Origin of the sequence: Planococcus koreensis (assembly GCF_004761975.1) — a bacterium.
GTDB lineage: Bacteria > Bacillota > Bacilli > Bacillales_A > Planococcaceae > Planococcus > Planococcus koreensis.
Genome location: NZ_RQII01000009.1, coordinates 14,792 through 40,116, shown reverse-complemented (window position 1 = coordinate 40,116; position 25,325 = coordinate 14,792). Strand labels below are relative to the sequence as shown.

The 25,325-nt window shown below is 50.4% G+C and carries 28 protein-coding genes and 1 riboswitch; of the genes, 13 read left to right on the top strand and 15 right to left on the bottom strand.

Annotated features, from left to right (window positions below; genetic code table 11):
- Positions 1–89 precede the first annotated feature (89 nt).
- The 4 genes from EGV91_RS01615 (at position 90) to ystJ (ending at position 4,686) form a co-directional block, all read left to right on the top strand.
- Positions 90–1,406, top strand: a complete 1,317-nt coding sequence (locus tag EGV91_RS01615; RefSeq protein ID WP_135500436.1) for a GntP family permease — start codon at positions 90–92, stop codon at positions 1,404–1,406.
- 84 nt (positions 1,407–1,490) lie between these two features.
- The gene (locus tag EGV91_RS01610) at positions 1,491–2,438 is read left to right on the top strand and encodes a 3-hydroxyacyl-CoA dehydrogenase family protein (RefSeq protein WP_135500435.1); all 948 of its coding nucleotides are present in this window, start codon (positions 1,491–1,493) and stop codon (positions 2,436–2,438) included.
- Positions 2,438–3,202 carry an SDR family NAD(P)-dependent oxidoreductase gene (locus tag EGV91_RS01605; RefSeq protein WP_135500434.1) on the top strand — a complete coding sequence of 255 codons (765 nt, stop codon included), beginning with the start codon at positions 2,438–2,440 and terminating at the stop codon, positions 3,200–3,202. The genes EGV91_RS01610 and EGV91_RS01605 overlap by 1 nt, the downstream gene beginning before the upstream one ends.
- Positions 3,203–3,453: 251 nt before the next feature.
- Entirely contained in the window at positions 3,454–4,686 is a 1,233-nt protein-coding gene (gene ystJ, locus EGV91_RS01600) for an NADP-dependent malic enzyme (RefSeq protein ID WP_135500433.1), read from the top strand.
- A 78-nt stretch (positions 4,687–4,764) separates the two neighbouring features.
- On the opposite strand, the gene metC is transcribed toward ystJ, so the two are convergent.
- Together metC and EGV91_RS01590 are read right to left on the bottom strand one after the other, a co-directional pair.
- Complete coding sequence (gene metC / locus EGV91_RS01595; protein WP_135500432.1) at positions 4,765–5,937, bottom strand: cystathionine beta-lyase; 1,173 nt, start codon at positions 5,935–5,937, stop codon at positions 4,765–4,767.
- A complete protein-coding gene (locus EGV91_RS01590) occupies positions 5,934–7,055 on the bottom strand; it encodes a methionine biosynthesis PLP-dependent protein (protein WP_135500431.1) in 1,122 nt (373 codons plus the stop codon). Before EGV91_RS01590 ends, metC begins: the two co-directional genes overlap by 4 nt.
- 79 nt (positions 7,056–7,134) lie before the next feature.
- A riboswitch (SAM riboswitch) is annotated at positions 7,135–7,237 on the bottom strand.
- Positions 7,238–7,461: 224 nt separating this feature from the next.
- On the opposite strand from EGV91_RS01590, the gene EGV91_RS01585 reads away from it, so the two are divergent.
- The 5 genes from EGV91_RS01585 (at position 7,462) to EGV91_RS01565 (ending at position 10,637) form a co-directional block, all read left to right on the top strand.
- Positions 7,462–7,767: an antibiotic biosynthesis monooxygenase family protein gene (locus EGV91_RS01585; RefSeq protein ID WP_135500430.1), complete on the top strand. Its 306-nt coding sequence runs from the start codon at positions 7,462–7,464 to the stop codon at positions 7,765–7,767.
- A complete protein-coding gene (locus EGV91_RS01580; protein WP_135500429.1) occupies positions 7,764–8,117 on the top strand; it encodes a hypothetical protein in 354 nt (117 codons plus the stop codon). The genes EGV91_RS01585 and EGV91_RS01580 overlap by 4 nt, the downstream gene beginning before the upstream one ends.
- Positions 8,118–8,136: 19 nt before the next feature.
- Positions 8,137–8,790 (top strand): cobalamin B12-binding domain-containing protein, encoded by a 654-nt coding sequence (locus tag EGV91_RS01575; protein WP_135500428.1) that lies wholly within the window; start codon positions 8,137–8,139, stop codon positions 8,788–8,790.
- Positions 8,768–9,526: an STAS domain-containing protein gene (locus EGV91_RS01570; protein ID WP_135500427.1), complete on the top strand. Its 759-nt coding sequence runs from the start codon at positions 8,768–8,770 to the stop codon at positions 9,524–9,526. The genes EGV91_RS01575 and EGV91_RS01570 overlap by 23 nt, the downstream gene beginning before the upstream one ends.
- 103 nt (positions 9,527–9,629) lie before the next feature.
- Entirely contained in the window at positions 9,630–10,637 is a 1,008-nt protein-coding gene (locus tag EGV91_RS01565) for an LLM class flavin-dependent oxidoreductase (RefSeq protein WP_135500426.1), read from the top strand.
- 93 nt (positions 10,638–10,730) lie between these two features.
- Here the strand turns inward: EGV91_RS01565 and EGV91_RS17090 are convergent, their stop codons facing one another.
- From EGV91_RS17090 to EGV91_RS01545, 5 genes are all read right to left on the bottom strand, one after another.
- Positions 10,731–10,901, bottom strand: coding sequence for a hypothetical protein (locus EGV91_RS17090; protein WP_158290556.1), 171 nt, complete (start codon positions 10,899–10,901; stop codon positions 10,731–10,733).
- Positions 10,902–11,489: 588 nt separating this feature from the next.
- A complete protein-coding gene (locus EGV91_RS01560; RefSeq protein ID WP_135500425.1) occupies positions 11,490–12,353 on the bottom strand; it encodes a hypothetical protein in 864 nt (287 codons plus the stop codon).
- A 124-nt stretch (positions 12,354–12,477) separates the two neighbouring features.
- Complete coding sequence (locus EGV91_RS01555; RefSeq protein ID WP_135500424.1) at positions 12,478–13,200, bottom strand: amino acid ABC transporter ATP-binding protein; 723 nt, start codon at positions 13,198–13,200, stop codon at positions 12,478–12,480.
- Positions 13,193–13,852 (bottom strand): amino acid ABC transporter permease, encoded by a 660-nt coding sequence (locus EGV91_RS01550; RefSeq protein ID WP_135500423.1) that lies wholly within the window; start codon positions 13,850–13,852, stop codon positions 13,193–13,195. The genes EGV91_RS01555 and EGV91_RS01550 overlap by 8 nt, the downstream gene beginning before the upstream one ends.
- A 98-nt stretch (positions 13,853–13,950) precedes the next feature.
- A complete protein-coding gene (locus tag EGV91_RS01545) occupies positions 13,951–14,733 on the bottom strand; it encodes a transporter substrate-binding domain-containing protein (RefSeq protein WP_241666083.1) in 783 nt (260 codons plus the stop codon).
- A gap of 161 nt (positions 14,734–14,894) precedes the next feature.
- Between EGV91_RS01545 and pcp the strand changes: the two genes are divergently transcribed.
- Positions 14,895–15,503, top strand: a complete 609-nt coding sequence (gene pcp / locus EGV91_RS01540) for a pyroglutamyl-peptidase I (protein ID WP_135500421.1) — start codon at positions 14,895–14,897, stop codon at positions 15,501–15,503.
- Positions 15,504–15,547: 44 nt separating this feature from the next.
- Here pcp and EGV91_RS01535 read toward each other — a convergent pair whose 3' ends face one another.
- Both EGV91_RS01535 and EGV91_RS01530 read right to left on the bottom strand, forming a co-directional pair.
- Positions 15,548–15,922 carry a VOC family protein gene (locus EGV91_RS01535; protein WP_135500420.1) on the bottom strand — a complete coding sequence of 125 codons (375 nt, stop codon included), beginning with the start codon at positions 15,920–15,922 and terminating at the stop codon, positions 15,548–15,550.
- A gap of 18 nt (positions 15,923–15,940) precedes the next feature.
- Entirely contained in the window at positions 15,941–16,600 is a 660-nt protein-coding gene (locus EGV91_RS01530) for an HAD family hydrolase (RefSeq protein WP_135500419.1), read from the bottom strand.
- A 130-nt stretch (positions 16,601–16,730) separates the two neighbouring features.
- Between EGV91_RS01530 and EGV91_RS01525 the strand changes: the two genes are divergently transcribed.
- Positions 16,731–17,003: a hypothetical protein gene (locus tag EGV91_RS01525; protein WP_135500418.1), complete on the top strand. Its 273-nt coding sequence runs from the start codon at positions 16,731–16,733 to the stop codon at positions 17,001–17,003.
- Positions 17,004–17,223: 220 nt separating this feature from the next.
- On the opposite strand, the gene yhfH is transcribed toward EGV91_RS01525, so the two are convergent.
- Genes yhfH through aceA form a run of 3 tightly spaced genes read right to left on the bottom strand, consistent with a single transcriptional unit; the run spans position 17,224 to position 20,268 of the window.
- Positions 17,224–17,352, bottom strand: a complete 129-nt coding sequence (gene yhfH / locus EGV91_RS01520; protein WP_135500417.1) for a protein YhfH — start codon at positions 17,350–17,352, stop codon at positions 17,224–17,226.
- 20 nt (positions 17,353–17,372) lie between these two features.
- Positions 17,373–18,974, bottom strand: coding sequence for a malate synthase A (gene aceB / locus EGV91_RS01515; protein ID WP_175580252.1), 1,602 nt, complete (start codon positions 18,972–18,974; stop codon positions 17,373–17,375).
- Positions 18,975–18,978: 4 nt separating this feature from the next.
- Complete coding sequence (gene aceA, locus EGV91_RS01510) at positions 18,979–20,268, bottom strand: isocitrate lyase (RefSeq protein WP_135500415.1); 1,290 nt, start codon at positions 20,266–20,268, stop codon at positions 18,979–18,981.
- Positions 20,269–20,444: 176 nt separating this feature from the next.
- On the opposite strand from aceA, the gene EGV91_RS01505 reads away from it, so the two are divergent.
- Together EGV91_RS01505 and EGV91_RS01500 are read left to right on the top strand one after the other, a co-directional pair.
- Positions 20,445–21,095, top strand: coding sequence for a LytTR family DNA-binding domain-containing protein (locus EGV91_RS01505; protein WP_135500414.1), 651 nt, complete (start codon positions 20,445–20,447; stop codon positions 21,093–21,095).
- An 80-nt stretch (positions 21,096–21,175) separates the two neighbouring features.
- Positions 21,176–21,670: a cupin domain-containing protein gene (locus EGV91_RS01500; protein ID WP_135500413.1), complete on the top strand. Its 495-nt coding sequence runs from the start codon at positions 21,176–21,178 to the stop codon at positions 21,668–21,670.
- Positions 21,671–21,705: 35 nt separating this feature from the next.
- Here the strand turns inward: EGV91_RS01500 and EGV91_RS01495 are convergent, their stop codons facing one another.
- The 3 genes from EGV91_RS01495 to EGV91_RS01485 all read right to left on the bottom strand — a co-directional run bounded on the left by EGV91_RS01495 (position 21,706) and on the right by EGV91_RS01485 (position 25,232).
- On the bottom strand, positions 21,706–22,890 hold the full coding sequence (locus EGV91_RS01495) for an iron-containing alcohol dehydrogenase (protein WP_135500412.1): 1,185 nt from the start codon (positions 22,888–22,890) through the stop codon (positions 21,706–21,708).
- Positions 22,891–22,905: 15 nt separating this feature from the next.
- Positions 22,906–23,754 (bottom strand): AhlS family quorum-quenching N-acyl homoserine lactonase, encoded by an 849-nt coding sequence (gene ahlS, locus EGV91_RS01490; protein ID WP_135500411.1) that lies wholly within the window; start codon positions 23,752–23,754, stop codon positions 22,906–22,908.
- A gap of 113 nt (positions 23,755–23,867) precedes the next feature.
- Positions 23,868–25,232: an aspartate kinase gene (locus EGV91_RS01485; protein WP_135500410.1), complete on the bottom strand. Its 1,365-nt coding sequence runs from the start codon at positions 25,230–25,232 to the stop codon at positions 23,868–23,870.
- Positions 25,233–25,325 lie beyond the last annotated feature (93 nt).

Below are 25,325 nucleotides of genomic sequence, written 5' to 3'. Positions count from 1 at the left end.
TGCTCTTTGGCGGAATATCAGCTATTACAAAAACCCCATATTACATAAAAGCTATTTGGTATATCCCAAAGCTTGATGGAGGAAATTATATGATTGGCATGATTGGTTTATTTGGCGGATTGGCGCTATTGATTTACTTGACGATGAAAGGCATGAACTTGCTGATTGCGGCACCGCTGACTGCATTATTGGTGGGGATCATGAACGGGCTGCCATTGTTTCCGCAGCTTGCAGAAGAGGGCGCGGCCAACTTTCTGACAAATTACATGACCGGCTTCACGGGCTTTATCGCTTCGTGGTACCTGATGTTCTTGACAGGTGCGATTTTCGGTAAAGTGATGGAAGACAGTGGTGCAGCCGATAGTGTCTCGAAATGGATCGTCGGCAAGCTCGGCATGAAACGGGCGGCGCTCGCTGTCGTTCTTGCCTGTGCGGTATTGACGTATGGCGGCGTAAGCTTGTTCGTCGTGGCGTTCTCGGTGTACCCGATGGCACTCAGCTTGTTCAAGCAAGCAGACTTGCCGCGCCGCTTTATCCCGGCTGCCTTGGCTTTCGGTTCGACGACTTTCACAATGACGTCAGCGGGTTCACCTGAAATCCAGAACTGGATTCCGATTGAATTTCTCGGAACGACGCCGTACGCCGGCTGGGAAGTCAGTGCGATTGTCGCTGTGTTCATGATGGTCTTCGGCTATTGGTGGCTGAAAAAGATGATTGCAAAAGCCGTTTCGAAAGGCGAACGCTTCGTTTCGAGAAAAACAGATCCAACAGCGGATGCGCGGACGGAATTGCCGAACCCGCTACTCAGCATGGTACCGTTGCTGGTGGTTTTGATCATTTCGTTCATCTTCCACGATTCACTTGGCACATCGGCATTGATCATCGCATTAAGCGGCGGGATTGCCGCTGCATATGTGATCAACCGCAAATATTTCACGAATATCGGCAAAGCGTTTGGTGATGGTGCCCTTGGTGCAGTTATTGCCATAGCCAATACAGCAGCAGTAGTAGGATTTGGTGGTGTCGTCAAAGCGACTCCTGCATTCGAATCGGCTGTCGGCGTCATTACTGGAATTCCAGGCAGTCCGCTGATCGGCGGAGCGCTTGCCGTTGCCGTCATCGCAGGATTGACGGGTTCGTCTTCAGGTGGACAAGCAATTGCCTTGCCGCTGCTGGCTCCGCATTACCTGGATCTAGGCGTTGACCCTGAAGCGCTTCACCGGACGGTTGCCATTTCATCAGGCTCTTTGGATTCCTTGCCGCAAGGCGGTTATGTGGTCACGACAATCCGTTCGATTGCCGGCGAGACCCATAAGGATGCCTATCCGGCATTCGGAGCACTTTCTGTCGTGGTGCCACTTCTCGGCGCGGTTTTGGCAGTGGTGCTGTTCTCTTTAGGTTTATAAGATTCACGTGCCCAATGAGCTAGTTTTCAGCTAGTTTGTTGGGTATACTTTTTTTAGACTGACTATTTGGAAGAGGTGCAAAACATGGAAAAGATTTCGATTCTCGGCAGCGGCACGATGGGGCATTCCATCGCATTATCAGCCGCGTGGGCAGGCCAGACTGTGAAAGTCTATGGCATTAATGAGCAAGACCTGGAAACTGCAAACAACGGCCTCGCCAATAAACTCGGTGTGATGGTCGACAATGATTTATTCGATGAAGCGGATGCGAAGCGCATTAAAGACAGCATCCATTTCTCGACGTCTCTTGAAGAAACGGTCGAAGGTGCGACGTTCATCATCGAAGTGATCCCGGAAGTGCTGGAATTGAAGAAAGAAATGTACGCGAAGCTTGAGAAGCTGGTAAGTGAAGACGTCGTCATCGCAAGCAATACGTCGGGCTTCATGCCGAGCCTGCTGTCTGAAGATATGATCCATCCAAACCGGTTCGTCGTGACGCATTTCTGGAATCCGGGGCACCTGATTCCATTGGTCGAAGTGGTGAAAGGCAGCAAAACGGATGAAAAAACCGTACAGCGTGCGATGCAAGTTATTGCCGATATGAATAAGAAACCGATTTTATTGCAAAAAGAACTGCCTGGCTTTATCGGCAACCGGCTGCAGTACGCGTTGTTCCGTGAAGCGCAGGCGCTGCTGGATTCCGGAGCTGCATCAAAAGAAGATATTGATGCTGCGGTCACCTACAGCATCGGCCGCCGCTTGCCGGTGACTGGGCCGTTGATGACCGCCGATATGGGCGGCTTGGATGTATTCTCGGCAATTTCGAATTACCTGTTCGAGGATTTGGCGACGGACCAGCGTTCAGGCAAAATTTTGTCGGAACTTGCGGCAGACGGCAATCTGGGCGACAAGAGCGGCAAAGGTTTCTACGACTGGGAGCCTGCCGTATCCCGCAAACTCAATGCGGAGCGGGAACGGACGCTGATCCATTTCCTGAAAAACGATCTGCAGGCATTGGGGGAGGGCGAATAATGGGCGCATACTTTTCCGAACTTGCCGGCAAGACCGTCATTGTAACCGGCGGCAGCAAAGGGATCGGCCGGGACATTGCCCGGACTTTTGCGGAACTGGGGGCGAATGTGGTCATCTCCGGACGTAATCAGCAAGCGCTGGACGACGCGCTGCGCGAGCTGCATGGCTATAATCCGAGCTGCATCGCAGTGGCCGGTGATTTGAGCGAAGTTGCAGAAGTACGGAGGCTGATTGATACGGCAGCGGACACTTTCGGCACAGTCGATGTACTGGTGAATAACGCAGGCGTCAATATCGCAAAACCTGCAATGGACGTGACAGAGTCGGATTGGGATACGGTCCTCGATTTGAACTTGAAATCCGCCTTTTTCGCCAGCCAGGCAGCCGCTAAGTATATGCTGGCACAGAAAAGCGGTCGAATCATCAACATCGCTTCCCAAATGGCGTTTGTCGGCTATATCAAGCGTGCGGCCTATTGCTCGAGTAAAGGCGGCATGGTGCAGATGACCAAAGCGCTTGCTGTGGAATGGGCGAAAGACGGCGTGAAGGTCAATGCCGTCGCGCCGACGTTCATCGAAACAGAACTCACGGCGAAGATGTTCGAAGACGAAGCATTCAAGAAAGACGTCGAAAACCGCATCCTGTTGGACGGATTGGCGCGGCCGAAAGACATTTCAGGAGCAGTGCTGTACCTGGCATCTGATTTGGCGAATTTCGTGACCGGCGAAACGATTAAAGTAGACGGAGGCTGGACCGCTATTTAAAGCATAAAGGTGCAGCCAGCCAATTACTCATTATTGAAAAGACGGTGAAAACGATTTGTTTTCACTGTCTTTTTTGTTTTTATGTGCCTGACTGTAAAGGGTGGCTTCAAGGACTCTTTTGAGATAAATGCGCTTTCATGGGAGATTCGTCTCAGCCTAAAGTCCGAATATTACAAGAAAAATCAGAAAAGTCTTTCAATTGGTGTTAAACGCTTTATAATGAACAATTATAAACAAAGGGAGATGAGGCAATGGCGAACCTAAGAAACGACTCTTTGCATCTGCATCGGGAACATCAGGGAAAACTCGAAGTCCGTTCAAAAGTGGCGGTCGGAAATGAAAGGGAGTTAAGTCTCGCCTATTCTCCTGGGGTAGCAGAACCGTGCAAGGAAATTGCGCAGGACACGGGGAAAGTCTACGAGTATACGATGAAAGGCAATACGGTGGCAGTGATTACAGATGGCACTGCAGTGCTCGGGCTTGGCAATATCGGCCCTCATGCAGCGCTGCCGGTGATGGAAGGGAAAGCGGTGCTGTTCAAGGAATTCGCAGGTGTTGATGCTTTTCCAATCTGCTTGGACACGACAGATGCGGAGACAATCATCCAAACCGTTAAACTGCTGGAGCCCGGTTTTGGCGGCGTCAATTTGGAAGACATTTCAGCGCCAACCTGTTTTATCGTCGAGCAGCGTTTAAAAGAAGAAATGGGCATCCCGGTATTTCACGACGATCAGCATGGAACGGCCGTCGTGACGCTTGCCGGATTGATCAATTCCTTGAAGCTGGTAGGCAAAAATGTCGACGAAGTGAAAGTGGTCGTCAACGGCGCAGGAGCTGCAGGGATTGCAGTCGTCAAGCTGTTGAGCAAGTATGGTTTCAGCCAATTGATCATGTGTGATACGAAAGGCGCGATTTTTAAAGGGCGTTCCTACGGAATGAACCCGTTCAAGGAAGAGGTCGCAGAAATGACCAATTATGGACGTTCTGAAGGCAAACTTGGAGAGGTTATCAAAGGGGCGGACGTCTTTATCGGCGTATCGGCAGAGGGAGCTTTGAGCGAAGAAATGGTGGCGTCGATGAATGCTGAACCGATCATTTTTGCGATGGCGAACCCGAATCCGGAGATTCTGCCCCACGCGGCAAAACGTGCAGGGGCTCGCATTGTAGGCACGGGGCGATCCGACTTCCCGAACCAAGTCAATAACGTTCTGGCGTTCCCAGGCATCTTCCGGGGTGCACTGGACGTCCGCGCCACTGAAATCAATGATGCGATGAAAATTGCGGCAGTGGAAGCGATTGCCGGGCTGTTGGAATTTCACGAACTCCACGACGAATACGTCATTCCAGCGCCATTCGACCTGCGCGTTGCGCCTGCAGTAGCAGCCGCAGTAGCGCAAGCGGCGATTGATACGGGAGTGGCTAAGCGGCCAATTGGCACGAATGCCTCCGCTGCACAGGAAGCTCTTTCAGGAAAAAGTATATAATAGAAGAAAGCCGCCCATTCATCTTTTAGAATGGGCGGCTTTTTTCTGGAATTTTGGATTGCATCAGCATGTGTGAATTTATTTCACCAGCTCAGGAGTCTTTGTTGCGCGTCGGACTTTTTGCAGAGCCTGTTCGAGGTCTTCCAGCAAGTCGTCACGGTTTTCAAGGCCGACCGATAACCGCAGGACGCCGTCTGTGATGCCGCGCTTTTCGCGGTATTCTTTCGGCATTGACGCATGGGACATCGTCGCCGGATACGAAAGGATGGTTTCGACGGCGCCTAAACTTACCGCGAAAACCGGAATTTCGAGGCTTTCCACAAAAATGCGTGCGGCATCTTTGTCCTTCAGGCGCAGCGATACGACTGCGCCTGCATCGCGTGCCTGGCGCTCATGGATCGGATTGCCGGGATGGAACGTGAATCCGGGATAATAGACTTCTTCCACGGCGGGATGGCTATGCAGATATTCCGCAATGACACGAGCGGAAGCAGATGATTGCTTCAAGCGTGCGCCAAGCGTTTTGATGCCTTGGATCAAAGTATAAGAATCGTGTGCTCCTAAAACCGAACCGAAGGTATTTTGAATAAAACCAAGGCTATCCGCCAATTCCGGATCTTTGACGACTGCGAGCCCTGCGATAATGTCACTATGGCCTGAAAGGAATTTCGTCGCACTGTGCAAGACGACGTCTGCCCCCAAAGCAAGCGGGTTCTGATACATCGGCGTCATGAATGTATTGTCGACGAATGTCAGGCAGCCATTGGCTTTTGCTAATTTAGCTGCAATTTCAATGTCGGTGATATTCATGACCGGATTGGAAGGTGTTTCAATGTATACGACTTTCGTATTGGGCTTGATTGCTGCGGCCATTTCGCTGAGGTCAGTCATGTCGACAAAGCTGTAGGAAATGCCGAATTTGGTAAGCACTTCCGTTACAAAACGGTAAGTGCCGCCGTAGACATCTTCCGATACAAGGACGTGATCGCCAGCCGACAGCAGCATGAATGCGGAGGAAATGGCAGCCATGCCGGAAGCGAAAGCGAATCCGCGTGTACCGCCTTCGAGTTTGGCAATGGTTTCTTCCAGTTTTAACCGTGTAGGGTTCCCGGAGCGGCTGTAATCGAACGGTCCGAATTCGTCAAAACTTGGCTGATGGTAGGTGGAAGACAAATGAATCGGAACATTGACCGCTCCGGTTTCTTTGTCGACGCCGGCAGCGTGGATGAATTGGGTTTCCAAATGTGTCATAGATGAAGGACCTCCTTGTCCAGTTTTGCGAATGCTTGCGTCAGATCGGCTGTCAGGTCTTCACTTTCTTCGATGCCAACGGAAAAGCGCAGCAGGCGGTCGCAAATTCCGCGGCGCGTCCGCTCTTCATAAGGGATATCGGCGTGCGTCTGGGTGGCAGGATAAGTGATGAAACTTTCCACACCACCGAGGCTTTCAGCGAACGTGATCAGTTCCAGGTTTTCCAGAAACGGCCCGACTAATGCGGCGTCTTGCAAGCGGAATGACAGCATGCCGCCTTTGCCGGGATACAGGACATCCGTAACTGAAGGATGATGTTCCAGAAATGCGGCAGCTTCGCGTGCATTTTTTTCGTGCTGTTTCATGCGAAGCGGCAGCGTCTTCAAGCCGCGGATCAACAGCCAGGAATCGAACGGCGACAACACTGCGCCAGCTGAGTTGTGGAGTACGCCCAATTTCTCGCAAAGCGCTTCGCCTTTAGCGGCAACCAGGCCGCCGAGCACGTCATTGTGGCCGCCGATGTACTTTGTCGCGCTGTGCAAGACGATATCTGCGCCTAATGCGATCGGCTGTTGAAGATAAGGCGTTAAGAAGGTGTTGTCGGCAATGAGCAGCAAATCATGTTTTTTAGCCAGTTTTCCGTAAGCGGCAAGGTCGATTTCCTGCATCAATGGATTAGTCGGCGTCTCGATGAACAACGCTTTCGTTTTATCGGTGATCAAGCTTTCAGTATGGCTGACGTCATGGAAATCTGCGTAGACGGTGCGGATATTGTAAATTTCCGAATAATGCTGGAGCAGGCGATAAGTGCCGCCATAAATATCTTCAGGCACCAATAATTCGTCTTCCGGCCGGAACAGCGACAGCACCAGCTGGATTGCCGCCATTCCGGAACTACAGGCAAAGCCGGCATCCGCACCTTCAAGAGCGGCGATGCCTTCTTCCAGCACGGAACGCGTCGGATTTTTCGTGCGCGTATAATCATAGCCGGTCGATTTGCCGAGCCCTTCGTGTTCATACGCAGTCGATAAATAAATGGGGGTGCTGACAGCGCCTGTCGTTTTATCTGTTTTATTGCCTAATTGCACTAATTGGGTTTCAATGCCGAATTTTGTCATGGGAATCATCCTTTCAAAATGAAAAAACAGGGGCTTTCTTCTCGAATAAAGAAGAAAGCCCCTGTTTGGGAACAAATTCTTCTCATCTTCTAAGCCGAAGCCTATTGGAATTAGCACCGTAGCCAAAAGGCTGGTTGCTGAGACTTCACAGGGCCAAATCCCTCCGTCTCTCTAGATAAGAAATAAATTATGAAATTTTATGTGTGTTATTTGGATAAAGATTACTTTAATACACTAGAGCAAATATTACAAGAGAAAAGTGGAAATTGTTAAAAAACTAACAGCCAGCAGGCAGAAATAAAGGAACTGAAAGTGCACAGCTTTTCGAAGAAGCTTTGTATTGCTGTTAATTCGTATGTCGAAAGGGTATACTATACAGTAGAATTTAGCGGAAAGGGGCTTTTCGATGTATATTGTAACGTCCACTGTAACGGTGCCGGAAGAGAAAACAGATGATTTGATCGCCATTTACCAGCAACGGTCCCGCCGTGTGGATAAGGCTGAAGGATTTGTTTCTTTCCGGCTGATTCAGAATACGAAAAAATTGAACGAATTGACGGTGCATCTTGAATGGGCATCGAAAGAAGCATATCTCCAATGGGTGAGAAGCGACGAGTTCAAGGAAATCCATGAGCTTGAAAAGCATTACCCGGACCAGCAATTGGCAGGCATAGCGCCGAAAGTCCGCCAATACGAAGTGGTGGCCGAATGAACCGGGATGTAAAAATACAAATTGCTTCGAATACGGCTAAAAGCATCTACGAAGCGTATCCGAACTTATGGGAAAGATTCGGGGAGCGCGGCTTTTTGCGCACCGAAGAAGATAATATGCATCATCTTGATCATCTGGAAACTGCGTTCGAACTGCAGGACCAACAGGTTTTCATTGATTACAGCAAATGGCTTGAAACGGTGTTGACAAGCCGCAACGTTGAAACAGCTTTGATTGTCGATAATTTTGAACGGCTCATCAATGTTTTGCCCGGAAATGTGAATGCCAAAGAGGAAGAGTTTATGATTGCGTGCTTAGCGTGTGCAAATAAAGAGCTTTCCGCCCGGTAACCTTAAGGAGGTGGAATCTATGATTCATCCAGTGCAATTAGCGGAATTATTTCTAGAAGGCAATGATCGGGACGCTATCGGACATATCCGTACATTCCTGAAAACCCATAGCCAAAAAGATTTATATGATCAATTGCTGACGCCGGCGATGTACCATGTCGGCGAGCTGTGGGAAAATAATGAGATAACCGTTGCCGATGAACATTTAGCAACGGCGATCTGCGATTTCGTCGTAACTGCGGTTGAAAATCGTGGCCAGGCCGAAGTAGGCGAGGCGCGGAAAGTGATGGTGCTCGGACCTGAAGGCGAAGACCATTATATCGGTTTGAAGATGGTTTCTAGCTTGTTCAGGGAAAATGGCTGGTCAGTCAAATACCTGGGGCCGAACATGCCGCTCAGCCACGCTGTCGAAGCGGCAACTCGCTGGCAGCCGGATGTTATCGCGTTATCCGCAGCACTTGTCTACAGATTGCCGACGATTAAAGCGTATATCAAGGAATTTCTTGCACTTGAACCGGCGCCGACGGTCGTATTTGGCGGCAGAGCAGTGTCAAAAGCCAATATGGCTGCGCTGCATGAACAAGGTGCAATTGTCATTAAAGATTTAGACCAGTTGGAACGCTGGCTGACGATGGGAGAGGAACCGCAAGATGAATACGGGATATCAATTTGACGGTTTGCCACTCCCGGCGATTCAATTGAACAATAGCCTTTCCGTAATAAGCTGCTCGCAAGAGGCAAGCAGCTTATTCGGAGATTTCACCGCCTTAAGAGACATTGTCGATGAAGGCAGCCTGAAAAAAGCAGGGAATTTGTTGAAGCCTCAAAAGACACCGATTAAATTCGAATTGAATTTCGTGACAAAAGACTTAGAATTGATTTTGGCTGATGTTTATGGGAAATGGGACAGCGACTTCAGTTTATCTGTCATCATTGTTCCGAAGATGGATGAAATGTCTGGTGTTTCAACTCAGCTGCGCCTTTTGCAGAATCGGCTCCGTGAAACGGATTATGATTTATTCCAGGAAAAGGAGCTGACGCTCAAGCTTTTGGAGCGGGTACGCCTTCTTTCTGCGCCATGCATCCAATTGAACCAACAGCAAGTGCTGATTCCGCTGTTCGGCGATCTGACAAAGGCGAAAGTGATTGCCATCAGGGATCCGCTGCTTGAAAGCATCCATAATTTCAAAGCGGAAACGGTGCTGGTCGATTTTACAGCAGTCGACCGGATAGATGAGAAAGGGCTCGATGAATGGGAAGCGCTGCTCCAATCCTTAAAAGTGATGGGCAAAGAATGCATCATTACAGGATTGAAGCCCGAGCACGCGAAAAGCTTGCACTTGATGAACTCACGGCTGACGATGCGTTTTTCAGCGTCGCTGCTGGGTGTGCTCTCGGGTAATAGATAAAACCGGCTCCTGGAAAGAGGGCCGGTTTTTCTATGCGCTGAGCAGGAACTGTGAAGAAAAAGGCAAATACCGCTACACTTGTAAAAGTGAGGAGTGATGAACAATGGCAAATAAAAAATTTGAAAACATCCCGTTGGGAGTGTTGGACTTGGCACCTATCAATAAAGGCAGCGATGCGGCTCAATCATTCAAGAACAGTGTCCGCTTGGCTCAGCATGTAGAGGAATTAGGCTTCAGCAGGCTGTGGCTGGCTGAGCACCACAATATGCCAGGCATCGGCAGTTCAGCGACATCGGTGCTTATTGGCCATATTGCGGGGCAAACGGAGCGCATCCGTGTCGGTTCAGGAGGCGTCATGCTGCCGAACCATGCGCCGCTTGTCATTGCCGAGCAATTCGGTACGCTTGAATCGTTGTATCCTGGCCGCATCGACCTTGGATTAGGGCGTGCGCCAGGGAGTGACCAGGCGACAGCTTATGCGCTGCGCCGTACCTTGCACAGCAGCGGCGATGAGTTTCCGCAGCAAGTAGAAGAGCTGCAAAATTATTTTTCTGAAAATCCAAAAGGCAGCGTCCGCGCTTTCCCAGGAACCGGGTTGGACGTGCCGCTGTGGCTGCTCGGTTCGAGTGGATTCAGTGCGCAGCTGGCAGCAATAAAAGGCTTGCCGTTTTCTTTTGCCAGCCATTTTGCACCGGATTATACGATGCAGGCATTGCAGCTTTACCACCAGAATTTCAAACCATCCGCCGCATTGAAGGAGCCGTATGCCATGGTTGGCGTCAATGTTATTGCAGCGGATACGCAAGAACGGGCTGAATGGCTGGCAACATCCAGCCAGCAGCAGATGTTTGCGCTGATGAGAGGCATGCCGACCCATTTCCAGCCGCCGATCGATGACCTGGAAGCGGTTTGGTCTCCGCGTGAAATTTCCATCTTCAAAGAAAAACTGGCTTCTGAGTCGATGATTGTCGGCACACCGGATGTGGTACGCGAAAAGTTGCGGAACTTCATCCTGAAGACCCGGGCAAACGAAGTCATCGTCAATTCCCAAATTTTCCACCTGGAAGACCGGCTGCGTTCTTACAGCATTGTCGGCGATATGATGGATTAAATACGATGTCCCTGCTAAAGCAATCGCTTTAGCAGGGATTTTTTTGCACAAAATAAAAACACCGCCAAGTTTTGGCGGTGCTGCAAGCGCAAGTTATTGGAGCCGTTTAGCTTGCTGCGCTTCATTTTTGATTTCTTTTGGTGCGTCGTCATCCTTCGCGTTGGAATAGTCTGGTGCTCCTTCGCCGATCATGTTCTGGGCAGCATTATAATCTTCTTCGATTTCACGCGGAGTTTCCTGCGGATCGATTCTGATTTTTGCCATGGAAAAGACCTCCTTTCCGCTGATGTGTAAGTGATTGCCAGTGAAGGAAGGTGGACGTCTATATGCTTTTATTATACTGATTATTCCGTTAACAATAAAGCTTCAATGCTTAGGTTGAAAAAAATCCGCCAGAGCTGTGGCTCTGGCGGATTCTGAAACTGTCAAGAAACTTAGATAGTTGTTTTGCATGTCGCTTCAGGCGGACGCTTTCCGCGGGCCTGGCTTTAGTCTCCTCGTCGCTGTCGCTCCTGCGGGGCCTTCAGCTCAGGCTTTGCCCGCTGGAGTCGCCGCCTTCCGCTTCATTCAAAAGTATTTCTTAATAGCGAGTTATTTCTTTTACTAAAGAACACGAAAGATACACTTTCTGCAGTTTCTTTCCTGTTCTTCAGATATGTAGCAAAACAGCGGAGACGCCTGCGGGAAAGCGAGACAGCCGAGACCCCGCAAGGAGCGAAGCGGCTGAGGAGGCTTGGCGCTCGCCCGCGGCAAGCGCAGCTGTTTTGCGGAATATCGACTCTATCAGAAAAAGGATTTACCTTTCTCAACAAGTTGAAAACCCGCCAGAGCTGTGGCTCTGGCGGGTTCTAATTATTGCTGTTTGGTTGCTTCGGCATTCAACAGGATGCTCTCGAAATAGACAGCAGGAGAACTTTCCTGCCATTCCTCTGCTATCGCTTCAGCGGTATCAGGAGATGCGCTATAAGCCATTTCTGTGCGCAAGTCATCAGTGAGGGGAATCTTCATCATCGGACCTTGCGGCGTCAGCCAGTTCAGCCGTTCGCGTGGATTTTGAGCGGCATGCGAGATCCACGCCTCCTCGTCTTGCGGCGTGCTGAAAAAGGGTTGCGGCGACAACATGAACCAGCTCTCAGCCTGATGCTTCGGCGGAAGCCAGAAGTTTTTCAGGAGTTTTCCTTCTTCGATTGTGAATTCCGCTATTTCATGGCGCAATTCTTTGACCGGATCGCCATTCCCAAGCTTCAGATTCCGCGAAACGTAAATATTGCCTTGCAGGATTTCAGTAGAGTCCATAGCGATGATGCCATATGGACGGGAAGTCGGGTCGTTGCCGTATTCCGGATCTGTTGTGCGCATGACAGGTTCGGTGTTCCAAGAACGCACATCTGGATCTCCAATGCCTGCTGTATTCATAGAGACGACGAATGGCAGCCAGCTTGTGTTTTCAAGATGATCGAAAACAATCGTGGTGCCATTGTCCAATTGGCGCTCTGTCAGCGTATAGCTGCCGAGCGGCAAGCTGAAGAGGGTAATATTGCGCTTGCCGTCTGCGTCCGGTTCTGCCAGCGTAAAGAAAGCGGGTTTTTCAATTTCCAGCTTTATATCGCCTTGCGAATAGATTTCTGTTGTATTGGTCATGAACATCATTCCGGTGAACATGATGAGCACCATGAAAAATGCGACTGCAAATAAAACAATGATTTTCCTTAACATTCGGGGACACCTCAATTTTTTTCTTCATCGTTGATTATAGCATGGCTGCATGGGGAGCTGAGGCGGGAAATGGCAAGGGGATATGAACAAATCGACAAAAAAAGATGCCCCGGAAGGCATCTTTTCATAAAACTTTTTCTAAAAAATCACGGGCACGCTCGGTTTTCGGTGATGCGAAGAATTCCAGCGGCTTGCCTTCTTCAACGAGGATGCCATGATCCAGGAACAGCACGCGGTCGGCGACTTCCCGTGCAAAGCCCATTTCGTGCGTAACAACCGCCATCGTCATGCCGGATTTCGCCAAATCTTTCATAACGTCAAGCACTTCTTTGACCATTTCCGGATCAAGTGCGGAAGTCGGTTCATCAAACAGCATCAATTCTGGTTCCATTGCAAGCGCACGGGCGATTGCGACACGCTGTTTCTGGCCGCCGGAGAGGCTGCTCGGATAAGCTTTTTCTTTCTCAGCTAAGCCGACGCGCAGCAATAATGCGCGCGCTTTTTCTTCGGCAAGTGATTTGCTCTCGCCTTTCACTTTCATCGGGGCGTAAGTCAGGTTTTCAAGCACCGTCAAATGCGGAAATAGATGGAAATGCTGGAACACCATCCCGATTCCTTGGCGGATTTTCTGGACGTCCTTTTTCGGTCCTGTCAGATCTTGGCCATTGATGATCACTTTTCCGGATGTAGGGATTTCCAGCATGTTCAAGCAGCGCAGAAACGTCGATTTACCCGAGCCGGAAGGGCCGATGATGGAAACCACTTCACCTTTTTTGATGTCGGTACTGATGTCTGTCAGCACTTCGTTGGAGCCGAATTTCTTGTATAAATGTTCCACTTTAATCACTTTGCTTCAGCCTCCGTTCAAACATTCTGCCAAGTACGGTCAATCCCATGACCAGGCACCAGTAAATCAAGCCGACAAACAGCAGCGGTTCGAAGTTGCGGAACAGATCGGAGCCGACCACTTGTGCGCGGCGCATCAAATCGAGATAGCCGATTGTCGAAACAATCGCAGATTCTTTCGTCAATGTGATGAATTCGTTCATCAAAGCCGGCAGGATGTTTTTCAATGCCTGCGGCAGGATAATGTCTTTCATCATCGCGCGGTAGGGGATGCCGAGCGCTTGCGCAGCTTCCATCTGCCCTTTGTCGACCGCTTGGATGCCGGCGCGGATAATTTCAGAAATATAAGCCGACGAGTTCAGGCCGAATGCCAAAATCGCAGATAAGAAAGGCGAAATGTCATAGCCGGTCAGCTGTGGAATCGAGTAGTAGATGATCATCAATTGCAAAATCAGCGGCGTGCCGCGGAATATCGATGTATACGCGTCTGCGAACCAGCGCAGCGGTTTGATGGAGCCGATTTTGAACAATGCCAAAATCGTTCCCAGAATCGAACCAAGGATGATTGCGACGATGACGAATTTTAAGGTGACCCAAATCCCTTCTAAGATAAAAGGAATATAAGGAACCATTTGTGAAAAGTCCAAGTTCATAAGTTACAACTCTTTTCTGTTGGAAATTCATCCCGCAAAAGGGGATGTCCTAATAAATAGTGAGCGGCGGACTAGGCCCGCCGCTCAAAAGAATGTCTTTATTCTTCAATCTTCCATTTTTTCTTCAATTCTTCCATTTCGCCGCTTTCTTCCATTTCAGCGAGGACAGCGTTGACTTCTTCTACCAATTCGCTGCCTTTCGGGAAGGCCACAGCCATCCCTGGTGAAGAAGTTGTCGGATCATCGAATGCGCCCAAGTCCTGCGCTTCGATATAGCCTTTTGCCACTTCTTTGTCCATATAGGCTGCATCGATGCGGCCGGACAGGATTTCCTGGATCAATGCGCCTGAATCATCCAGCGCTTTCAACTCGAAATTGATGCCTTCTTCTTCAATAATGGCGTTAGCGCCTTCTTCCTGGATTGTTCCAAGCTGAACGCCGACTTTTTTGCCTTCGAGGTCTTCAAGCGTTTTTACGTCAGAATCTTTCGGGGTTACGAACATTTCTCCTGAGAAGTGGTATTCTGTCGAGAAATCAACGTTTTCTTTGCGGGCGTCTGTGGCGGACATGCCGGCAATGACCATGTCAACGCGGTCGTTCTGCAATGCGCCGATCAAACCGTCGAATTTCATGTCCGTGATTTTCAATTCGTAGCCCATTTCTTCAGCGATGCGGTTAGCCATATCGATGTCGAATCCGACGAATTCACCGGATGCATCGCGTGATTCGAATGGCGGGAATTCAGCTGAAGTTCCCATTTCCAGGACTTTGTCTTCTTCAGACCCGCCTGAACCGCCGGATTCTGGAGTGTCGCTGCCGCACGCTCCAAGAAGCAAAGCGGATGATGCAAATAAAACAGCCAATGTGTGTTTTTTAGTGATGTTCAATGTTGTTTCCCCCTGTATGAGTATATTTGGATAAATATTCATCTGTATGCATTTTAACAAAAATCACGGAATTTGCAAAGTTTTATTTTCAAAGAGGGCGACAGGTTTTGGATTTTCGGATTCTGGCGTATAATGGCGGAGAATGGAGGGGGATTATGAAAAAACTATTGCTTACAGGATTCGAACCGTTTTTGGCTTTTACCGTCAATCCGACGATGCGGATCGTTACTGAATTGGATGGACAGGAAATCGGCGGCTTTTCGATTGTCAGCAAAGTTATGCCGGTCGATTTTAATTCGTCGGGGCAGCATTTATTGTCATACATCGAAGAAGTCGAGCCGGACGCGGTCATTTCTCTTGGGCTTGCGGCGGGCCGCTATAAAATCACGCCCGAACGCATTGCCATCAATGTCAAAGACGGCGAGCCGGATAATGAGGGGCACAAGCCGGTGGACGAACCCATCAGGGAAAGCGGCAAGCCGGCATACCTCACGACCTTGCCGGCAAGGCAGATGGTTGATCGGCTCAAAAGCGAAGGGCTGCCAGCGGACATTTCCAATACAGCTGGCGCTTACTTATGCAATAACGTCATGTACGAAGGCTTGCATTACGCGGAAAAGATGAAACCGGACATGCTCACGGGTTTTATCCACATTCCGGCTTCGCATGAACTTGGAATCGAACACGGCAAAATCCCCAGCTGGTCACACGCGGACCTCGTCAGGGGCATAAAAGTCTGCATTGAAGTACTGGGAGAACAATAAAAAGCAGCCGTCTATGGCAGACGGCTGCTTTTGCATGGGGGCTATTAACCGGCGATCGCTTCGTTCAGTTCAATCAGCGTGCCGGCGGGATCTCTGAAATGGGCAACTTTGCCGCCCTGGCCGCCTTGGACTGTCGGGGAAGTGATGAATTTCACGGAATGCCTTAATCTTTCGTAAGCGGCTTCTGTGTTTTCGACTTCAAAAATGACGGTTCCCAATGGGGATGATGCAACCAGGGAATCGGGAGTTGGCGCGATGAGGCTCCGTTCGGCCAATTCCACCGTGCAGTGATTGAATTGCAGGTCCGCGGCTGCGGAATTCTCGTCTCCGGATTTCACGTCGAAGCCCAGGACATCACGGTAAAAAAGAAAGCATTCTTTATAATTATCCACCAACAGGCGGGTGTGTGTCAGTTCCATTAAATTTCCTCCTGCAGATTAAATGATTTCCCAGTGGCGCTGCTCTGCGACAGCCCGCAAACGCGGTTCCGGCCGCACTGCGACAGGATTGCCCACAAGCTCAAGCACGGGCAAATCGGAATGGCTGTCTCCATATGCGGAGCTGTTCGCCCAATCGACATCTTCGCCTGCCAGCGCCTGTTTGATTTTTTCGGTTTTCAACGGGCCTTGGATATGTGAAATCTTGGCACGGTGGTCGAGGATGTTTTGTGCATAAGGAATTTCCGTGCCGATGATGGTGCGGATCGGCAGATTTTCCGTCACGGCATGCAAGAGCGGAGTGAAAGCACCCGATACAAGCATGATGTAATCGCCGTTCTGCACGTGGCGCTTCAGCCGCTCGACGACTTCAGGATTGAAATCGCCATGCATGCGGTCAGCGATTTCGCGGAAATAAGCTTCCAGTTCATTTTGTGTGAAGCTTTCAAGTGCCGCCAAATAAGCCTGCACCGAACTTTCCCGCATTTTCTTGACCGACACGAGCTTCAGTTTCGAGCCGATATAAGGCGGCATGATCGCGCGGTAAAATTGGCGGTAGCGCTTGCTGTGGAGAGGGTGGTTCTTCAGGTGCTCCATCATCAGCCCGAAAGTTTCTTTGGAATAAAGTGTTCCATCAAAATCGAAAATCGCAACGCGCATGGCATTCACTCCGGTTCATTAATTTTTTCCTTTCCCCATCATAACGGAAAGGCGCGGTCTCGGCTAGGGCAGGTTTATCCAGCTGGACGCCAGGGGTATAGGAAAAGAAATTATGCGGGAGGGTTTAATTATGGACATACAGCGCATTACAGTGGGATACGTTGAATTGACAGAACCGGAATCGGAACAGCTTTTCAATAAAGTGAAAAAAGACAAAGGCATCGACAGCTACGATGGATTGCAGGACTTGATGGAGGATTTCGATTCGCGCGTCATTGAACCTGCAGCGGTTATTGCAGACGATGAGTCCGGAAAAAGCAGCAAAGGAACGCGTTTTATCGAGGTATTCAATACGGTTAAAGACGATACCGTCTACCGCATCAAATCCTCCGACCAAACATGAAAATGAAAGATGGCAAGGCATTCCAGTGAGAACTGGGATGCCTTTTTCAGTGGGGATTTTAAGTATTATTCTTCTGCGAAACGAAATACTGTCCCATCACTCGCCAATACGATCCGCTAGCATCGTAATACTGTCCTAATAATGACAAATACTGTCCCAGCAGCGCCAAATACTGTCCGCAAGCAAAAAAGGCGCCCTCGAAAGGACGCCCCGGAAAACTCTATTCGTCTTTATTGGCGCTGCAGCGTTCACATTCGTAGTTGATCGATTCCCGCTGCTCTTTGATTTCACAACCGCATTCCTGGCATTCTTTTTTAGGGCGCATTCCGTACGTCTGCATGTTTTTCATAGTGATCTCCTCCAATTAGGTTAGTTTAGTAGTTGATACCCTGGCAGCGTCAAAAACTCGGCAAAATCACTTTGCAATGTGAGTTGAGTAAACAACTCGCGCGCTTCTTCAAAATGTCCGGATCGGTATTTCTCATCACCAACGGCTTCCCGGATCTTGCGATCTTCCTGTTCCGTTATTTCGTGGAATAAACTCACGGTGATTTTTCGGCCATCGTCGAGAACGCCTCTCGGATGGCGGATCCATTGCCAGACCTGGGAGCGGGAGATTTCGGCTGTGGCCGCGTCTTCCATCAAATTATTGATGGGAGCAGCACCGTTGCCGGACAGCCAGGATGCGATGTATTGGATGCCTACGGATATATTGGAGCGCAGGCCGTCTTCTGTAATGGTGCCTGCTGGAACTTCGAGCAGGTCTTTAGCCGTGACGTTGACGTCTTCCCGCTGTTTGTCAATTTGGTTGGGCGCCGGCATATGCGCGTCGAATTCTTCCATTGCCACGGCAACCATTCCTGGATGCGCGACCCAAGTGCCATCGTGGCCGTCAATCGCTTCGCGGCGCTTGTCTTCACGCACTTTTTGGAATGCGGCCTCGTTGGCTTCGGGATCGCCTTTGACCGGAATCTGTGCCGCCATCCCGCCAAGAGCTGGAGCTCCGCGCCTATGGCAAGTCTTGATGCAAAGCTGCGTATAAGCCCGCATAAATGGCACGGTCATGGTGACTTGCGACCGGTCAGGGAAGAGGTATTCTGGCCGGTTGCGCATGCGCTTGATGACACTGAAAATATAATCCCAGCGGCCGCAGTTCAGGCCGGCTGAATGATCGCGCAGTTCGTAAAGGATTTCATCCATTTCAAATGCCGCAAGAATGGTCTCAATCAGCACCGTCGCCCGGATCGTGCCTTGAGGGATGCCGATTTCGTTCTGCGCGAAAACAAAGACATCATTCCAAAGACGCGCTTCCAGATGGCTTTCGAGCTTTGGAAGGTAGAAGTAAGACCCTGTCCCGCGCTCGATCAATTCTTTGGCATTGTGGAAAAAGTAAAGGCCGAAGTCGACCAGGCTGCCCGAAATCGGCTTGCCGTCGATTTGAATGTTCTTCTCCAGCAGATGCCATCCGCGTGGCCGTACCATGAGCACAGCCGTCTCGGGATTGAGCTTATAGGCCTTGCCCGTATCCGGTGCTTCAAAGTCGATTTTGCGCCTGACCGCATCAGCCAAGTTCACTTGGCCATCGATAACATTGAACCAGTTCGGCGCTGTCGCGTCTTCAAGGTCTGCCATGAACATCTTCGCACCGGAATTCAAGGCGTTGATGAGCATTTTGCGGTTGGTTGGACCGGTGATTTCAACGCGCCGGTCCTGCATGTCAGCAGGCAATGGCGCAATCGTCCAATTACCCTCACGGATATGTTTCGTTTCGGGCAGGAAATCGAGCGGCTTTCCGGCATCGATTTCCTGCTGGCGAAGCTGCCGCCGTTCCAGCAGCTCTTCGCGGCGCGGATTAAACTGCACATGCAGTTTTTCAATGAACTCCAAGGCTTCGGGCGTCAAGATCTTGTCCATCTGCGGGACTGGCCCGCCTGTGATTAGAATCGTCGATTTTGTCAGCAAAGGGATCATCCTCTCATTTCGCCGCTGTGAATTGGGCTGCTTCTGTAGAACCGCTCATGGCCGTTGTCGAGCTTGTGCCGCCGGAAATAACCTGCGACACTTCGTCGAAGTAGCCGGTGCCGACTTCACGCTGGTGTCGAGTTGCCGTATAGCCTTTTGCTTCATTGGCGAACTCGGCCTGCTGCAGTTTCGAGTATGCGGCCATGCCATGGTCTTTGTAATCGTGCGCCAGTTCGAACATGCTGTGGTTCAAAGCATGGAAGCCTGCAAGCGTAACGAACTGGAATTTATAGCCCATCTTGCCAAGTTCGACTTGGAATTTCGCGATGGTTTCTTTATCAAGCTTCGCTTCCCAGTTGAATGAAGGCGAGCAATTGTAAGCAAGCAGCTTGCCAGGGAACTCGGCATGGATCGCGTCCGCAAATTGCTGAGCTTCTTCCAAGTTCGGATGCGAGGTTTCACACCACACCAAGTCTGCGTACGGCGCGTAAGCCAAACCGCGCGAGATGGCCTGGTCGATGCCGGCGTTTGTCCGGTAGAAGCCTTCTGGCGTCCGTTCGCCGGTGATAAATTGATGGTCGCGCGGATCGATATCGCTTGTGATCAAGTCAGCCGCGTCTGCATCAGTGCGGGCGATAATCAATGTCGAAACGCCAAGCACATCAGCTGCCAAGCGGGCAGATACAAGGTTTCTTACCGCATTTTGCGTCGGCAGCAAGACTTTGCCGCCCAAGTGGCCACATTTCTTTTCCGAAGCGAGCTGATCTTCAAAGTGGACGCCGGCAGCGCCAGCTTCGATCATCGATTTCATCAATTCGAAGACATTCAGCGGTCCGCCGAATCCAGCTTCCGCATCCGCGACAATCGGTGCATACCAGTCAAAGCCTTCCGTATTTTCAACGCTGTCGATCTGGTCTGCACGCTGCAATGCGCGGTTGATCTTTTTCACTACGTCCGGCACGGAATTGACGGGATATAAACTTTGGTCCGGGTACATCTGGCCAGCGGAGTTGGCATCCGCCGCTACTTGCCAGCCGCTCAAGTAAATGGCTTGCAAGCCTGCTTTCACTTGCTGCACGGCCTGGTTGCCGGTCAATGCGCCAAGTGCGTTGACGAAATCCATTTCATGGATTGACTTGAAGAGGCGTTCAGCGCCTTTTTTCGCCAGTGTATGTTCAATGAGCACCGAACCGCGCAGCTTCACGACTTCCTCTGCCGTATAGGGGCGTTCAATGCCGTTCCATCTGCTGTCCTGCTCCCAGCTCTTTTTCAGTTCCTGTGCTTGCTGTTGTTTGTTCGCCATATCCAATCCATCCCTTTCGAATAAAAGTTTTTATTAACTGTATTAATACAGTTGTTGTTGATGTATATTAATATATAACAGAATAGTTTGACTGTCTTGAAAATTGGATAAAAGCGGATATGCAGCGACTAAAGCGGGGTTTTCACGATAAAAGCAGGCGGAAGGGGATCGGAAGGATGGAAAACAAAATATTGGAGCAGATGGGTTCGATTATTGGCGACTGGGTGCCGAAAGAGGCGTCAATCGCGATTGCGGCAGAAGGTTGTTATATCTACTATAAAGCGGGCGCCTATGACCTGAGGATTACGGAAGGGCAACCGGTCATAGCAGGAAGCATAGCGGCGCGGACCGGCAAGGAACAGCGGCGTGTCGAGATGCTGGTGGAAGAGTCGGTGCTTGGCACAGCGTATTATGGAATCGGCTATCCTGTTGAAATAGATGGCAAAAACGGTGTTGTCGTCATCATTCTGCCGCCAGATTTTGCTGTACGGAGATTGCAGCCATTGAAATTCCTGACAGGAAAACTGGAAGAAGCGTGGCGGCCGGTTTCGGTGGAGCGTGTTTCTCACATTGAAAGCAGCCAGAAGAAAACGTGGTTCTATACAGAAGATGACACTTATTGTTCGATTCATACCTTGAAAAACCTGCGCAATCAATTGCCGGACTTTTTCCTGCCAATCCACCGCGCTTATATTGTAAACATCCATCATATAGAAGAGATCACCCGCGATATGGCTTCGAACTACCAGCTGACGATGAAAGACGGCTCCGTCCTGCCTGTCAGCCAAAACTACGCGGCAAGCGTCAGAGGGAGGCTCGGATTTTAAGTGGACAAAGTTACAACCGACGCGATTAATAAAACCTTCCATAGGGTAAAGTCCCTATAAATGAAAGGGGCTGGCGCGTAATGGCGAATGAACAATTTTTCCATTTTGAAGACGATGGCGCAATACCGAACAATCCGGCGCTGAATGTTTTATTCTACCCCGCTGCATTCAAAGAAAATCCCCAGGAAATCGAAGAGGTGTTCAACCGCCATAATTGGCTCAATAGTTGGAGGGGCGGGGTTTTCGATTACCACCATTACCACAGCAACACGCATGAAGCGCTCGGGGTCAGCGCAGGTTCAGCGACCTTGCAGCTTGGCGGAGAGCAGGGCGAACAAGTGAAAGTGAAAGCCGGCGATGTCGTCGTGCTGCCTGCAGGCACTGGGCATAAAAAGATCGAAGCGTCTGCTGACTTTGAAGTCATCGGAGCTTATCCGAACGGCGTCAGCTATAATTTGAAGACCGGCGCCCCCGAAGAAAGGCCATACGTGCTTGAAGATATCCAAAACACGCCGCTGCCGCAGACCGATCCCGTTTTCGGCAAGAACGGCCCGCTGCAAGATCAATGGAAATAGGAAATCCCGAACCGCAAAAGCGGTTCGGGATTTTTTTAGGTGGCGGGTTCGACAGGGACACCATCGAATGCCGACTGATAGATTTTGCGGATATCCGATTCTTCGAGCGGCAGCGGGCTTCTGGCAAGAATCCGTTTTTGCTTGACGCCATCCGCTGTCAAACTGTCGAGCGCAGACTCCGGCACATCGAAACCGGACAAGGTCGAGGGGATGCCTACGTCTTCAACAATGCGCTTCAACTCATCGACGCATTTATAGGACGCTTCTTCTTCGGACAAGAAACTTGGGTTGCCGCCAAGCGCTTCAAGGATATCCGCCATGCGTTTCGGACAGCTCTTGCGGATATAGCTCATGACGTAAGGCAGCAGAACGGCATTGGAATCGCCATGGGGAATGTGGAACTGGCCGCCGAGCGGATAAGCGAGTGCATGGACGCCCGCGACGCCCGCATTGAAAAATGCCAATCCAGCCAAATAGCTGCCGTGGCTCATATCAGTGCGCGCTTGCTTGTTGCCGCCATCTTTGACGGCTGTGCGCAGAGATTTCGAGATAAGCCTTATGGCGTGCAGCGCCAAGCCATCCGTCGCAGGGCTGGCATTGATTGAAATATAAGCTTCAACTGCGTGTGTCAAAGCGTCGATGCCGGTCGCGGCGGTCACTTTCGGGGGTACTGAAACCGTCAGTTGCGGATCGACAATCGCAACACTCGCAATCATATTGTCGTGCGTGATGACATCTTTGGATGATTCGAGCGATAATACGGCGATGCTCGTCACTTCGGAACCTGTGCCGGAAGTTGTCGGAATCAGGACAAGCGGCAATGCTTTGTGTTCAATTTTGCGCGTTCCGGTCAAGTTCAGGTAGTCTGCGACCGGCCCTTCATGCGTCGCCATGATGGCTGCGAGTTTTGCCAGGTCGAGCGCGCTGCCGCCGCCGACCCCGATGACAAGATCAAAGCCGTTGCCGCGTATGAACGCTGCCAATTTCTCGCCGGTTTCCAGATGCGGTTCCGGTACGACGTCGGTGTAGAGCGTGACTTCATAGCCCGCGTCCCGCACCGGCTTCGACACTTGATCGGACAAACCGATTTTTTCGAGCATCGGATCGGTGACGAGGAGGATTTTAGTTGGCGCAAAGCGCTCGAGCTCCGGAATCAGCTGTTCGAGTGATCCCCAGCCGGTATAGCTTAAGGGAGCGAAAACCAATTTAGAAAAAGTCATGAATCATGTCCTCCATTATTCGTAATAGCCTTCAGTGGATTTTCGGAATTTGCTGAACTGCGCTGCGTCGTGCCCGAACCAGACGTCGGAATTCGTTTCTTGCGCAATTCTTCGAATGCGCTCGACGGTCGAGTTATAGCCGACTGAATCGTAGAGGATGCCCGGCGGTTTTACAGGCGGCCCGTAACTTTCTGCGGTGTAGATGGCATCTGACGCAAGAATGATCCCGCCAGTTTCCGGCAAATTGATTTGCAGCCCTAGCATTCCCCAGGCGTGTCCGCTGCCGAAGTTCAGGAGATGGATGCCTTCAGCAAGCTTCAAGCCGTCTTCCGTCCGGCGCACCGTTTTCCATTGGAGGTTATTTTTGATCCAAGCGTCGATATCCCCCCAGATATATGCGCCTTCTTTGGTGTTTCGTGCGTATGTTTGGAGAGCGCCGTTCAATTCGTCTTCATGGACGATGATGGTGGCGTTCGTGAAGAGTTCGAGACAACCTGCGTGGTCTAGGTGAAGGTGGGAAGCCACGACGTACTTGATGTCTTCAGGGCGTACGCCGAGTTCTTCCAGGCGATGGTGGAGGTAGCACTCTTCCGGCATATCGAGCGGGAACAGCGATTGGGTCGCAGTGCCCCAGCGCCCGTTTAAGCCGGTGGACTCCGGATTGCAGGCGGTGTCAAAAAGGATTTTCCCATCCGGATGATCGATCAGGACGGTGTAAACGGGGAACTTCACCAGCTCATTCGGCACATTCGGGTTTTCCGCGCTTGCCGGGTTGTGCATGGAAATCATGTAATTCTTGTCCATGCTGAGCTGGCCATTATCCATTACGTACAATTTCGGGTTCGGTTTGATAATTCCTGTCATTAAAAAAGCCTCCCTTCAGAATGATTCCATAATATCATAATTTTCTGATTACTAGAAATGATTTCCTGCCTTTACGTAAAAAAATCCCCCTGCCGATGTGCGCAGGGGGGAGTTCAGCCGGCGAATACCGGCGTGAAGAATTCGCTGTAAAGTTCTTGCAGGATTTTCGTTTCGTCTTTTTGCAATACGCCGAACACCAAGCTGACTTCTGATGAGCCCTGGTTGATCATTTCGATGTTGGCGCCTGTGCGGGCGATGGCTTGAGTTGCTCTGGCAGCGAGGCCAGTAGAGTATTTCATGCCTTCGCCGACGAGGACGACCATTGAAAAGCCGCCGCTGAATGAAACATCGTCTGCATGCAATTCATTTTTGATGCGGTCGACGATGCGTTGTTCCTTGCCTGGCGTCAATTGGTAACTTCTGACGATGACGGAAAGGTTGTCGATGCCGGAAGGGATGTGTTCATAGGAGACTTGTTCATCTTCCAAAATTTGCAGCAATTTACGCCCGAAGCCGATTTCACGGTTCATCAAATATTTGCTGACATAGAGCGTGGAAAAACCGCTGTCGGCTGAAATGCCTGTAACGGGCCGTTCGGAAAAATCCCGCTCTGCAACAATCATCGTTCCTTTGGAAAAGGGATTATTCGTATTTTTGATGCATACCGGAACAGATGCTTTAAAAGCAGGCATCAATGCTTCGTCGTGAAGCACAGCGAAGCCGGCGTAAGATAATTCACGCATTTCCCGGTACGTCATTTTCTCGATTTCGGCCGGATTATCCACCGCTTTCGGGTTTGCCGCAAACACACAGTCGACGTCAGTGAAATTCTCGTAAAGTTCCGCACCTACTGCTGCAGCCAGAATAGAGCCGGTGATATCCGAACCGCCGCGGTCGAATGTGCGGAGCATGCCAGTTTCCGTAAAGCCGAAGAAACCCGGGAAGACGCAGATCGCTTGGCGGTTGCGGAGTTGGGAAAGATTGGCGTATGATTCCGCTAATGCTTGGACGCGTGCCGGCGGATTATTAACGACGAGTCCCCCATCTTGCGGGTTGATGTATTCGGCAGGAAGGCCGATTGAAGTTAAGTATGCTGCGATCAACTTAGCGGAATTGTCTTCACCGCTCGCTTTTAATTGATCAAAATACAAGGAAGGGTTTTCTTTCGATGCAGCCAAACGGCGAGCAAGATCATCGGCTATGATGGAAGTTATGCCATCATCAAGCCCAAGGTCTAAAGCAATATCCCGGTAACGGGCCAGTACATCGTCCAATGCTCTATCTACCGGTTCGCCGGCCAGCGAGGCATTTGCCAGCCGGATCAGCAGATCTGTCACTTTCACATCATTGTCAAACCGTTTGCCGGGAGCGGAAACGACGACGATGCGGCGGCTTGGATCCGCTTTGATGATGTTTGCCACTTTTTCTATTTGTGCGGCGCTCGCGACGGAAGTTCCGCCGAATTTACTTACTTTCATCTCATCAGATCCAATCTTTGTGGGAGTAAGGGGTTGCTTTCGAATTTATATAATACTATAATGTCCTTATGCAAAAAACAACTGTATTTTCAC